This window comes from Micromonospora avicenniae (assembly GCF_900156065.1).
Taxonomy (GTDB): Bacteria; Actinomycetota; Actinomycetes; order Mycobacteriales; family Micromonosporaceae; genus Micromonospora; species Micromonospora avicenniae.
Genome location: NZ_FTNF01000011.1, coordinates 157,776 through 170,125, shown reverse-complemented (window position 1 = coordinate 170,125; position 12,350 = coordinate 157,776). Strand labels below are relative to the sequence as shown.

Genomic DNA, 12,350 nt, shown 5'->3' with positions numbered 1-12,350 from the left:
CTGCGGGTCGCCGCCCGGACGGGAGTGGGCTCTCCCCTATCCGCTGCCGGTGCGGCGGTCACCGCCGGGCCAACCGGTCGCACGCCTACGTGACGGCGGCCGACGACTGAACCGGCGCGGTGCCGTCCGGAAGGGATCAAGGCGACCTCGCCGCATCGTGGGCGCCCTCCGCCGGGCGACCGAACCCGATCAGTACTCGCGAAAAAGTGCCGGGCGAGGGGGCGCGACCGGCACAGAAACCGGTTACAGTGCTCGGACCGGACTACCCGACACACCAGGAGGTGCCCCGGTGACGAGCACCAGCGACCACCAGCCGGCCGACGCCCGATCCGACTGGGAGGCGCGGATCGCCCTGCGCAGCGACGAGACAGGCACGACCTACGGCACGCCCGTCCTCTCGCCGCCGGACGGCCTGGCCGCCCACGCCGGTGTCGGCCACGTCCGTCTCTCGTGGTCGCCGGTGCCCGGCGCGGTCGGATACCTGGTGCACCGAGCCGCGGTACGCGACGGCGTCGTCGTGGGCGAGCTGACCCCGGTCGACCACCTCGGCGGCGACGTCCTGTCCGTCCCGGACACCTGGTACGTCGACACCACCGGCGAGCCAGGACAGCCGTACACGTACGCCGTGGCCGCCGTCCCCGAGGTCACCGTGACCGGGCCGCTGAGCGCGCCATTGACCTGCGCGTCGCTGCCGGCCACCGGCGTCACGCCGACCGTCGAGCTGGCCGTCGACGCGGCCGCCACCGGCATGCCGCTCGCCCGGCCGTGGCAGCCGATGATCGGCAGCGAGCGCCTCTCTCAACTGCTCTGCGCCGACACCTCCGGCGGGCGGGAGATCGGCGTCGAACTGCTCGCGGCGCTGCGCCGGATCCGCGAGGAGGTCGGCGTCGAGACGGTCCGGGCGCACTCGATCCTCCACGACGACCTCGGCGTCTACCGCGAGGTGGACGGCGAACCGGTGCTCGACTTCACCGGCATCGACCGGGTCTACGACCTGCTGCTCTCCACCGGCCTGCGACCGGTCGTCGAGATCGGCTTCATGCCTCGCGACCTGGCCAGCGACCCGGAGCGCACGGTCTTCCAGTACCGCGGCGTCATCTCCCCGCCCAAGGACTGGGACCGCTGGGCCGAGCTGGTCCGCGCCCTGGTCGCGCACCTGCTCGACCGGTACGGCGAGGAGGTGCTGGGTTGGGACTTCGAGGTGTGGAACGAGGCCAACCTCGAGGTGTTCTGGTCCGGCACCCGCGACGAGTGGATGCGGCTGTACGACGTGACCGCCCGGGCGGTGAAGGATGTCGACCCGCGCATCCCGGTCGGCGGGCCGTCCTCGGCCGCCGCCGGATGGGTGGACGCGCTGCTCGATCACGCCCGCCGCTCGGGTGCGCCCGTCGACTTCGTCTCCACCCACACGTACGGCAGCCCGCCACTGGATCTGCGACCGACCCTGGCGCGGCTCGGCTTCCCGGACGCCCGGATCCTCTGGACCGAGTGGGGCGTCACGCCGACGCACTTCCACCCGGTCAACGACGGCACGTCCGCGGCGACGTTCCTGCTGTCCGGCATGCGCTCGGCCGCCGGTCGGGTCGATGCTCTGTCGTACTGGGTGGCCAGCGACCACTTCGAGGAGCTGGGCCGCCCGCCCCGGCTGCTGCACGGCGGCTTCGGCCTGCTCACCGTCGGCGGGATCGCCAAGCCCCGGTACCACGCGCTGCGGATGCTGAGTCAGCTCGGCGAGACCGAGCTGCCGGTGCGGGCCGCCGGCGACGGCGCGACGGGCCTGGTGCAGACCTGGGCCAGCCGGCGGTCGGACGGCAGCCTCGCGATCCTCGTCTGGGCGCACACCCTGGACCAGTCCAAGCGCGACGGTGATTCCTCGCTGGCCCGACGGGTCCGCCTCGCCGTGGACGGCGCGGCCGGCCGCACGGTGACCGTGACCCGCCTCGACCGGGAGCACGGCGACGTCACCACCCTCGCCGGGCGGCTCGGCATCACCGAGTGGCCCGCCGGCGAGCAGTGGGACGCGTTGCGCGCCGTGGACGCGCTGGCGGCGGAGAAGATCGAAACCGCGACCGAGGGCAGGGCCGCCGTGGTGGAGCTGCACCTGCCGCAGCCGGGCGCGGTACTGATCGAGGTCGCCGGGAGCTGAGCGTGTCCAGCGTTCCACGGCCGCCTCGGCCGGCAACCGGACCGGACCGGGCCACCGGCGACACGTCCGGCCCGGACACCGTCCACCCGCACGATCCCGGCACGGACCCGGTTCGGCGCGACGCGCCGCGCCCACCTGCCGACGGAACCACGGACCGCGATCGGATCCGGGTGCGCGCCGGCCGCGGGCAGGTCGACGTCGACTGGGACACCGTGCCCGGCGCGGCCGGATACCTGGTGCACCGCCGCGACGGCGACGGGCCGTACCGGGTGGTCGACCACCGGGGCGGTGACCTGCTCGCGGTGCCCGGCCCGCCGTACGCCGACACGACTGTCGAACCGGGACGGACCGTGCGGTACGCGGTGCGCCCGGTGTACGACCCGGACCGCCCCGACCTCGGCCGGCTCGGGCCGGGGTCGGCGCCGGTCGCGGCGTACGCCGACGGCGACGCCGTGGTCGAGGTCGACGTGGACGCCGCCCGCCCGGCCGGGCCGGTGCACCGGCCGTGGCGGGACACGATCGGATCCGAGCATCTGAGTCTGCTGCTCAGCACCGACCGGGTGGGCGGCGAGCCGATGGGCGCCGGGCTCGCCGCGGCGCTGTCGCGGGTGCACCGCGAGTTGGGCGTGCGGCGGGTACGCGCGCACGGCATCCTCGGCGACGACCTCGGCGTCTACCGCGAGGCCGACGGACGCCCGGTGCACGACTTCGCCGGCATCGACGCGGTGCTGGACGCCCTCGCCCCTACCGGGCTGCGGCCGGTGCTGGAGCTGTCGTTCGTGCCTCGGGCGCTGGCCCGCGACCCGTCCCGCGAGGTCACCGCGGCCGGCGTGTCCAGCCCGCCGAAGGACTGGGACAGATGGGCGGCGCTGGTCGGCGACCTGATCCGGCACCTGCGGGCGAGGGTCGGCGACGCCGAGCTGCGCCGGTGGGCGGTCGAGGTGTGGAACGAACCGGACCTGGACTGCTTCTGGACCGGCACCCGCGAGGAGTACCTGCGGATGTACGACGTGACCGCCAGGGCGGTTCGTGAGGCGTGCCCGGGGCTTGCGGTCGGTGGGCCGGCGACCGCGGCGACGAAGTGGATCGAGCCGTTCCTCGACCACGTCGACGCCTCCGGCGCGCCGGTGGATTTCCTCTCCACCCACGTCTACGGCAGCTCGCCGCTGGACCTGCGGCCGGCGCTCGAACGGCACGGACGCGCCGGCACGCCGCTGCTCTGGACCGAGTGGGGCTCCTCCCCCACCCACTTCGCACCGGTCAACGACTCGGCGCTGTCGGCCGCGTTCGTGGCCACCGGGATGCGGGAGGCGGCCGGCCGGGTGGACGCGTTGGCCTGCTGGGTGGCGAGCGACCACTTCGAGGAACTGGGCCGCCCGCCCGCGCTGGTGCACGGCGGGTTCGGCCTGCTGTCGGTCGGAAACCTGGCCAAGCCCCGGTTCTGGGCGCTGTGGATGCTGGAGCAGCTCGGCGAGGTGGAACTTCCGGCGCGGCTCACCGGCGACGGCGCGGGCACCCTCGTGCGGGTGTGGCCGTCGATGGACCCGGAGACCGGCCGGGTGGCCGCCGTGGTGTGGAACGGCACCCTCGACCAGAGCGTGCTCGACCGCCCGGAACAACGCCGCCGACTCGACCGGACCGTCCGGATGGCACTGGCCGGATTGGACCGCGGCGCGTACGAGCTGCGCCACCGGAGGCTGGACGACCGGACGTCCAACCTGGCCGCCACCGCCCGCCGGCTCGGCGTCGACGGCTGGCCCACCGAGGAGCAGTGGATCGCGCTGCGCAGCACCGACACGCTCACCGAGGCGGAACCGCCGGTGACCGTCACGCCGGACGACGGCCGGCTGACGCTGTCGCTGACCCTGCCCATGCCGTCGCTCTCCCTGCTGGAGTTGACCCCCCGATGACCGGACCGTGGTGGCGCGAGGCCGTCACCTACGAGGTGTACGTGCGCTCGTTCGCGGACTCCGACGGCGATGGGCTCGGTGACCTGCCGGGTTTACGGTCGCGCCTGCCGTACCTGGCCGGGCTCGGCGTGGACGCGGTCTGGGTGACGCCGTTCTACCCCAGCCCCGACCACGACGCCGGGTACGACGTCACCGAGCACCGCGCCGTCGACCCTCGACTCGGCACGCTCGCCGACGTCGACGGTCTGATCGGCGACGCGCACCGGCTCGGCCTGCGGGTGCTGGTCGACCTGGTGCTCAACCACGTCTCCAGCGAGCATCAGTGGTTCGTCTCCGCCCGCGCGGCCGGGCCCGGCTCGGCGGAACGCGCCCGGTTCCACGTGCGGCCCGGACTTGGGCCGGGCCGCGCCGAGCCGCCGACGAACTGGCCGTCGATCTTCGGCGGATCGGCCTGGGCGCCGTTCGGGGACGGCGACTGGTACCTGCACCTGTTCGACACCGAGCAACCGGACCTGCGGCACGAGCATCCGGACGTGGCCGCCGACGCGCTCGCCACGATCCGATTCTGGCTGGACCGCGGGGTGGACGGGGTGCGGTTCGATGCGGCCGGATCACTGTCGAAGGACCCCGGGTATCCCGACCTGCCCGAAGGCTGGCGGCCCGGCGACCCGGCCCCGTACAGCGACCGGAACGAGGTGCACGAGATCTACCGCCGGTGGGCGCGGGAGCTGGCGTCGTACCCGGGCGACCGCCTCGGCGTGGCGGAGACCTGGGGCGGGCCGGAGGTGCTCGCGCCGTACCTGCGCCCCGACGAGCTGGGGCAGGCGTTCGCCATGGACCCGCTCTACTGGCCGCTGCGGGCACAGCTGTGGCGCGACGGCGTCGACGCGCTGCTCGCCGCCACCGGCCGGCACGGCCGGCTGCCGGCCTGGGTGCACGGCAGTCACGACGTGCGGCGGGCCGCCGACCGGTGGGGTCCGCACGGCGCCCGGGCGGTGCTGCTGATGATGTTGGCGCTGCCCGGCGCGGTGTACCTGTACGCCGGTGACGAACTCGGCCTGCCGGAGGTGACGCTCGCCGACGAGGCGATCCGGGATCCGGTGTTCCGCCGCTCCGGCGGCGCCGAACGGGGGCGCGACGGCGCCCGGGTGCCGCTGCCGTGGACCGGTGAGTCGGTGCCATACGGCTTCGGGCCGACCGGGTCGACGCCGTGGCTGCCGCAGCCGACGGACTGGGGTGAGGTGTCGGTGGCCCGCCAGCGGGACGACCCCGGCTCGGCGCTGGCGCTGACCCGGGCCGCGCTGGCCCTGCGCGGCGAGTGGTGGCGGGATCGGCCGGCGGAGCTGACCTGGCGGGACGCGCCTGCGGAGTGCCTGGCCTTCCGCCGCGGACACCGCGGCCCGACCTGCCTGGTGAACCTCGGCGACGTGCCGGTCGACTGGCGCCCGTACGGCAGACGGCTGCTGCTGGCCAGCATGCCGAAAGTGGAGGAGAAGCTGCCCGCCCGGTCGGCCGCCTGGCTGGCCTGACGGCGGGCTCCACGCCGATCGCCTCCGGGGTGGAGCCCTTCCCGGCCGCGCGACGTCCGGCCTCAGGTCGACGGCAGCGTCTGCTGGCCGGCGGCCTTGCCGAACGGGTTGGGGATCGAGTCGAGCAGCAGCCGCGTGTAGTCGTCGCGGGCCGACCCGATCACCTCGCGCGTCGCTCCGCGCTCGACCAGCGTCCCCTGGTTGAGCACCAGCACCTCGTCGGCGAGGAGCCGGGCGCTGAGCAGGTCGTGGGTGATGTAGAGCATCGCCAGCCGGCGCTCACGGACCAGGTCGCCGAGCAGCTCGAGGATCTCGGCGCGGATCGACACGTCCAGCATGGAGATCGGCTCGTCGGCGATCAGCACCCGTGGTTCGGGCGCGAGGGCCCGGGCGGTCACCACGCGTTGCCGCTGCCCGCCGGAGAGCTGGTGCGGCAACTTGTCGAGGAACTGCCCCGCCGGCGAGAGACCGACGCTCTCCAGCAGTTGGGCGGTCCGCTCCCGAGCCGCCGCCCCGCGCAGTCCGGCGAAGTTGGCCAGCGGCCGGGAGAGCGCGTACGCGATGGTGCGGGTGGGGTTCAACGCGCTGAACGGATCCTGGAAGACCATCTGCACGTGCCGCCGGTAGTCGCGCAGGGCCCGGCCGCGCAGCCGGTCCACCCGGACGTCGGCCCCACCCTCTCCGGTGAACCGGACCTCGCCGCTACTCGGACGCTCGACGCCGGTGACGAGCCGCGCGAGGGTCGACTTGCCGCTGCCGCTCTGCCCTACCAACGCGGTGACCCGGCCGGGGCGCAGCGCGAACGAGGCGTCGCGGACCGCCTCCACGGTGTTCGTCCTCATTCCGCGCCGGCTGGTGTAACGCTTGCTCACCCGCTCGACGGTGAGCACCGGCGCGGCGTCGGCCGCGTCGGCGGGTCGGTCGAGCGATCCGGTGGCTGGGAAGTGGCTACCGAGGACAGTGGCGGCCTCGGCGCTGCCGAGGGTGACCACGGGCAGCCGATTTTCCTGGGCCACCAGGCAGCGCACCAGGCCGCCCCGGTCGGGGAGCAGATCCGGATGGATGGTGCGGCAGGGATCCTCGGCGTGCGGGCATCGGGTGGTGAAGAGGCAGCCCGCGTGTGTGCGGGACAGGTCCGGCGGCCGGCCCGGGATGTAGCTGACCCGCACGTCGGGCAGCCGGGGGTCGGCGTACGAGCCGAGCAGGCCACGGGTGTACGGGTGCCGGGGCTCGCGGAGCATCTCCGCCGCGGGGCGATCCTCGACGATCTCACCGCCGTACATCACCATCACCCGGTCGGCCATCTCGAGGACGGTTCCCAGGTCGTGGCTGATGAACAGCACGGCGAACCCGAGTTCGCGGCGCAGTTCGGCGAGGCGGGTGAGGATGCCGCGCTGCACCACGACGTCGAGACCGGTGGTGGGCTCGTCGAGCAGGACCAGCTTGGGGCGCAGGGCGAGGGCGAGCGCGAGGGCCACCCGCTGCTTCATGCCGCCGGAGAGCTCGTGCGGGTACGCCCGCAGCACCCGCCGGTCGAGGGCGACCAGTTCGAGCAGCTCGGTGGCGCGTTCGGTGACGTCGCCGGGCACCTTGTGCGCGGCGAAGGTGTCGGCGAACTGGGCCTGCACCCGGATGACCGGGTTTAGCGAGTTCATGCTGCTCTGGAAGACGGTGGACAGGTCCACCCAGCGCAGCTTCCGCAGCTGCTCGTCGTCGGCTTCGGTCAGGTCGACCCCGTCGAAGGCGACCCGGCCGCCGGTGATGTGTGCCGGTGGGCTGAGCAGGCGCAGCACGGCGTTGCCGAGCGTCGACTTGCCGCACCCGGACTCGCCGAGCAGGCCGACGAACTCTCCTTCGGAGAGGTGGAACGAGACGTCGTGCACCGCTCGGTTGGCCGGCTGGTCGCGCGGGGTGTAGGTGACGGAGAGGTGATCCACCTCGAGCAGAGCCATGTCAGTCCTCCCGGAGGTGGGGGTTGCTCAGCGCGTCGATACCGAAGTTGATCAGCGTGAAGGAGGTGATCAGCAGGGATAGCGCGAGGCCGGGAGCGATCAGCCAGGCCCACTGACCGGTGAGCATCGCGCCGCCGAGGCTGGCCTGGTTGAGCATGGTGCCCCAGCTGACGGTCAGTGGATCGCCGAGCCCGAGGAAGGCCAGGCCGGCCTCGCCGCCGATGGCGCCGAGCGCCGCGCCCATGAAGCCGACCACGATGAGCGAGGTCATGTTCGGCACGATCTCCCGGGCGATGATCCGGGCGGTGCCGTCGCCGGCGAACCGGGCGGCGGTCACGTAGTCGCGGGTACGCAGCGTGATGATCTGCGAGCGCTTGATGCGTGCGCCGTACGCCCAGCCGGTCACGCTGATCACGATGATGATCAGCCAGAGCCCGCGTACCGGGGCGTACGCGGCGAGCGTCACCATCAACGGCAGCGCGGGCACGACCAGGCCGAGGTTGATGAGGAAGGAGAGCACCTCGTCGACCCAGCCGCCCACGAAGCCTGCGGTCAGGCCGATGACCAGCGCGATGAGGGTGGAGAGCACGCCGGCCGCGAGGCCGACGATCAGCGAGGTGCGGGCCCCGACGACCAGTTGGGAGAGGACGTCCTCGCCCTGGGCGGTGGTGCCGAGCCAGTGGCTGCCGGTGGGGCCGAGTGAGGTGGGGAAGGCGTCGTCGCGGGGGTCGTACGGGGCGATGAGCGGCGCGAAGACCGCGACCAGGATGAACCCGGCGAGCATCAGCAGGCCGATGCGGCACTTGCGGTTGCGCCAGAGGATGACGAACCAGCCGGGCAGGCGGGTGGTTCGGGCGACCGCGGTGGCGGCGGCCTGGACGCCTTCGGTGTCCGCGCCGGGCGCCGGCACGGCGGGGGCGGGGGTGCTCATGCGGCCTCACCCCGTTCGTCGTGGCCGATTCTCATGCCGATTCCACCTTTCGCACCCGGGGGTCGAGGAACCCGTAGAGCAGGTCGGCCAGGAAGTTCGCCACCAGCACGCCGACCGTGGTGAACAGGAAGATCGCCTGCATCAGCGGGTAGTCGCGGCTGGACACCGACTCGAGCAGCAGCCGGCCCATGCCCGGGTAGTTGAAGACGGTCTCCACCAGCACGGTGCCGCCGAGGATGCCGCCGAGTGCGATGGCGAAACCGGTGACGTTGGGCAGGATCGCGATCCGCGCCCCGTACGTGATGGCGACGCGGCGCCGGGACAGGCCGCGCGCCACGGCCAGCCGGGTGTGGTCCTCGCCGAGGCTCTGCACCATGTTGTTGCGCATCCCGATGATCCAGCCGATCGGGCCGGTGATCAGCAGCGCGACCGCCGGCAGCACGCTGTGCTGGAAGGCGTCGGAGATGAACAGCCAGCTCCAGCCCGGTGAGCTGCCGCCGCCGTAGCCGCCGCGTTCCGGGAACCAGTGCAGGGTGATGGCGAAGACGTAGACGAGCAGCAGGGCGAGCCAGAAGAACGGCAGCGTGCCGAGGAAGGTCGAGCCGAGGGTGATGACCGAGTCGACCCTGCTGTTGCGGCGGTACGCGGCCCAGGTGCCCAGCAGCGTGCCGACGATGAACGAGATGATCTGGGTGACCCCGACGAGGATGACCGTCCACGGCAGAGCCTGCCCGATCATGTGGGTCACGCTGTACGGGAAGTAGGTGTACGAGATGCCGAAGTCGCCGTGCAGCACCGCGCCGAGGTACTGCACGTACTGGTCGAAGAGGTTCCCGTCGGGCGTGCCCAGCATGACCCGGATCGCCTGCACCTGGGCCGGGTCGACGCTCTCGCTCTGCCCGGCGAGCCGGGACACGATGGCCTCGGCCGGGTCCCCGGGTTGCAGCCGGGGGATCAGGAAGTTCAGCGTGACGGCCGCCCACAGGGTGCCGAGGAAGAAGACGAAGCGTCTGAGGAAGTAGACCACGAGTACCGATCCCTTCTCCGCCGACGGGCCGGCCGGCGCGCGGGGCGCCGGCCGGCTGTCGGCTACTTGGCGTCGGCCCCGGCGGGCTTGAGGTTCGTGATGATCAGCAGGTTGTCGCTGGGCGCGGCGTACGGGTCGTCCTCGCTGGGCCAGCCGACCGCCTTGGTCGTGCGGTACTGGAACCACTTGGCGCCGTACCAGAGCGGGATCACCGGCACCTGCTCCATCATGACCTTGGTCAGGTCGGCGACGGCGGCCTTCTGCGCCGCTTCGTCGGTGGCGGTGCGCAGCGTGTCGATCAGCTGGTCGGTGTGCGGGTCGTTCCAGCGGACGAAGTTGCTCACGGCCTTCTTGCCGACCGGCGCGGACTGGTCGCTGGCCAGCGGCTCCTGGAAGTTGCGGAACATGTTGCAGCTACCGCCGTGCACGCCGAGCAGCATGTCGTAGTTACCGATCGCCCGGTCGTTCTCGTACGCCTCGGGGGTGGGGGTCTCGGCCCGGACGGTGAAGCCGAGCGCGGTCAGGTTCGACACGATGATCCGCTGCGCCTGCACCCAGTCGGTCCAGGAGCCGGGTACCCGGAAGCTGAACGCGATCGGCTTGCCGTCCTTGCCGACCCGCTTGCCGGCCGCGTTCTTCGGGTAGCCGGCGGCGGTCAGGTCCGCGTCGGCCTTGGCCTGGTCGTAGCCGATGACGCCCTGGTCGGCGATGTCCTTCGGCAGCCAGTCGGCCTGACCCGGGACCACGAGACCGGTCTGGCTGGCCGGCTTGACGTAGCCGAGCTGCGCCTTGTCGACGATCTCCTGCCGGTTGAACGCGGGCAGCAGGGCCTTGCGGAAGGCGGTGTCGTCGAACGGCGCCTTGGTGAGGTTCATGTAGACGCTGATCGAGCCGCCGGAGGGGTACCAGTACTTGTTGTGCTCCGGGTCCCGGTCGACGTACGCCTTCTTGATGTCCGGCACGAACATCGCGTTGGTGTCGTACTCGCCGCGGCTGAGTTTGAGCTGGTCGATCTGGCCGCCGCCGTCGGCCTTGTGGAACCGCAGCTCGTCGACCATGACCTTGTCGGCCTGCCAGTAGTCGGGGTTGCGGCCGAGGGTGAGCTGCTGCGGGTTGAACGCCTTCACGGTGAACGGGCCGGTGCCGACGGGCTTCTCGGCGTTGGCGAAGGTCACCGGGTCGCCGACCGTGGACCAGACGTGCTTCGGCACGATCTTGATCTCGCTGAAGAGGGTGAACGCGGCGGCGCCGGGCTGGGTGAACCGCATGGTGACGGTGTGCGCATCGGTCGCCTCGACGGCGTTCAGGTAGCGCCAGATGCCTTTGGTGTCGAGGGCCTTGTGCTGCTTGAGCAGTTCGAAGGTGAAGGTCACGTCGTCGGCGGTGAACGGCTTGCCGTCGTTCCACTTCACCCCGTCGCGCAGCTTCCACACCAGCGTCTGCGGGTCGGTCCAGTTCCACTCGGTGGCGAGCCACGGCTTGGCCTGGCAGCCGTAGTTGTCGTACGCGACCAGCTGCTCGAAGAGGTACTCGGTGGCGCCGAGCCGGCTCGCGTCGAGGTACGGGTTGTAGTTGGCCTGCGGGTTGCTGCCGCCGCCGAAGTCGCCGTAGTCGAGGTACGCGATACGGCCCTCGGTGCCGGGGCCGGACTGCTGTTCGGTGCCGGTGCAGCCGGCGGCGGCCAGGACGACGGCTGCCGCGAGGACGGCGACACTGGCGAGTCTCGATCGTTTCACTTGCCGGTACCTCCAGTGGGGGATCCCGCCGGGCAGCCGCAGCTGCGGCGCACGACGAACTCGGTGGGGAGGACGATGCCGTCGGGCGCCACGCCAGGGGCGTCGACGGCGTTGAGGATCAGCCGGGCGGCCTCGGCGGCCAGTTCCCGGACCGGCTGCCGCACGGTGGTGAGCGGCGGCGAGACGAGCGCGGCCATGGGCGCGTCGTCGAAGCCGGTGATGACGAGGTCTTCCGGTACCCGCAGACCCCGGCCGAGCGCCCCGACGAGGACGCCGAGCGCGAGCTCGTCGTTGGCGCAGACCACCGCCTGTGGGGCCGGACCGTCGCCGCCCAGCAACCGCTCGGCGGCGAGCACGCCGTCGTGCTGTTGCATGGCGAGGCGCAGCGGCTCGGTCGGCGGCGCGAGGTCCAGCTCGTGGTACGCGTTCTGGAAGCCGGCCCACCGCTCGCTGACGTCCGGTGAGCCGTCCGGGTTGCCGACGAAGACGAGGTCCCGCAGGCCGTGGTCGACCAGCAGGTGCCGGGTCAAGGTGGTCATGGCGGGGGCGTTGTCCACGCTGACCGCGGGCACCGTCTCCAGGCCGCGGCCGGCGAGCACGACCACCGGGACCGTCTCGGCGAGCCGCAGCAGTGTCGGCTCGGAGATGGTGCCGCCGACGACCGCGACGCCGTCGACCCGTCGGGCCATCTCCAGCACCTGGTCGTCGGAGTCCTCGCGCAGGTGGGTGCAGAGGATGTGCACGCTGGCCCGGGCCGGCACGGCCTCCGACTCGAAGCCCTGGATCAGCTCGGTGAAGTAGGGGCCGGACAGACCGGGGAAGACCAGGCCGAGTGCTCCGTGCCGGCGGGCGGCGAGGGCGCGGCCGAGGTGGTCGGGCCGGTAGCCGTACTTCTCGATGGCTTCGAGGACCCGTCGTCGCATCTCCTCGGACACCTGGCCGGTGCCGTTGGAGACCCGGGACACCGTGGCGACCGAGACTCCGGCCAGCCGGGCGATCTCCCGAACCGTGACCCGACTATTGCCCATGACTCCCTCGATCCGTAACGTGCGGTTAACAGAAACCGGTTTCAGGCACCATAAGCAGGCGCCCGCCGGAGCACAAGAGGGCCGCCTGAAG

General features: G+C 72.4%; 8 protein-coding genes. 3 read left to right on the top strand and 5 right to left on the bottom strand.

All coding sequences use genetic code 11. From position 1 onward, the window contains the following. The first annotated feature begins 289 nt into the window (after positions 1 to 289). Genes BXA10_RS18400 through BXA10_RS18390 form a run of 3 tightly spaced genes read left to right on the top strand, consistent with a single transcriptional unit; the run spans position 290 to position 5,585 of the window. Complete coding sequence (locus BXA10_RS18400; protein ID WP_076471618.1) at positions 290 to 2,146, top strand: GH39 family glycosyl hydrolase; 1,857 nt, start codon at positions 290 to 292, stop codon at positions 2,144 to 2,146. A 2-nt stretch (positions 2,147 to 2,148) separates the two neighbouring features. Further along, on the top strand, positions 2,149 to 4,056 hold the full coding sequence (locus BXA10_RS18395; protein ID WP_175649239.1) for a GH39 family glycosyl hydrolase: 1,908 nt from the start codon (positions 2,149 to 2,151) through the stop codon (positions 4,054 to 4,056). Next, positions 4,053 to 5,585 carry an alpha-amylase family glycosyl hydrolase gene (locus BXA10_RS18390; protein WP_076471617.1) on the top strand — a complete coding sequence of 511 codons (1,533 nt, stop codon included), beginning with the start codon at positions 4,053 to 4,055 and terminating at the stop codon, positions 5,583 to 5,585. Before BXA10_RS18395 ends, BXA10_RS18390 begins: the two co-directional genes overlap by 4 nt. 62 nt (positions 5,586 to 5,647) lie before the next feature. Here the strand turns inward: BXA10_RS18390 and BXA10_RS18385 are convergent, their stop codons facing one another. The 5 genes from BXA10_RS18385 to BXA10_RS18365 form a co-directional block, all read right to left on the bottom strand. After that, on the bottom strand, positions 5,648 to 7,537 hold the full coding sequence (locus BXA10_RS18385; protein ID WP_076471616.1) for an ABC transporter ATP-binding protein: 1,890 nt from the start codon (positions 7,535 to 7,537) through the stop codon (positions 5,648 to 5,650). A 1-nt stretch (position 7,538) separates the two neighbouring features. Beyond that, entirely contained in the window at positions 7,539 to 8,468 is a 930-nt protein-coding gene (locus BXA10_RS18380) for an ABC transporter permease (RefSeq protein ID WP_076471615.1), read from the bottom strand. Between the two features lie 31 nt (positions 8,469 to 8,499). Beyond that, positions 8,500 to 9,495 carry an ABC transporter permease gene (locus BXA10_RS18375; protein ID WP_076471614.1) on the bottom strand — a complete coding sequence of 332 codons (996 nt, stop codon included), beginning with the start codon at positions 9,493 to 9,495 and terminating at the stop codon, positions 8,500 to 8,502. Positions 9,496 to 9,557: 62 nt separating this feature from the next. After that, complete coding sequence (locus BXA10_RS18370) at positions 9,558 to 11,231, bottom strand: ABC transporter substrate-binding protein (protein WP_139338039.1); 1,674 nt, start codon at positions 11,229 to 11,231, stop codon at positions 9,558 to 9,560. Beyond that, positions 11,228 to 12,259, bottom strand: a complete 1,032-nt coding sequence (locus tag BXA10_RS18365) for a LacI family DNA-binding transcriptional regulator (RefSeq protein WP_076471613.1) — start codon at positions 12,257 to 12,259, stop codon at positions 11,228 to 11,230. Before BXA10_RS18365 ends, BXA10_RS18370 begins: the two co-directional genes overlap by 4 nt. Positions 12,260 to 12,350: the final 91 nt, after the last annotated feature.

Excerpts from the sequence above, each read along its gene's own strand:
- BXA10_RS18380 (WP_076471615.1), bottom strand. The coding sequence starts at position 8,468 with ATGAGCACCCCCGCCCCCGCCGTGCCGGCGCCCGGCGCGGACACCGAA.
- BXA10_RS18385 (WP_076471616.1), bottom strand. The coding sequence starts at position 7,537 with ATGGCTCTGCTCGAGGTGGATCACCTCTCCGTCACCTACACCCCGCGC.
- BXA10_RS18390 (WP_076471617.1), top strand. The coding sequence starts at position 4,053 with ATGACCGGACCGTGGTGGCGCGAGGCCGTCACCTACGAGGTGTACGTG.
- BXA10_RS18365 (WP_076471613.1), bottom strand. The coding sequence starts at position 12,259 with ATGGGCAATAGTCGGGTCACGGTTCGGGAGATCGCCCGGCTGGCCGGA.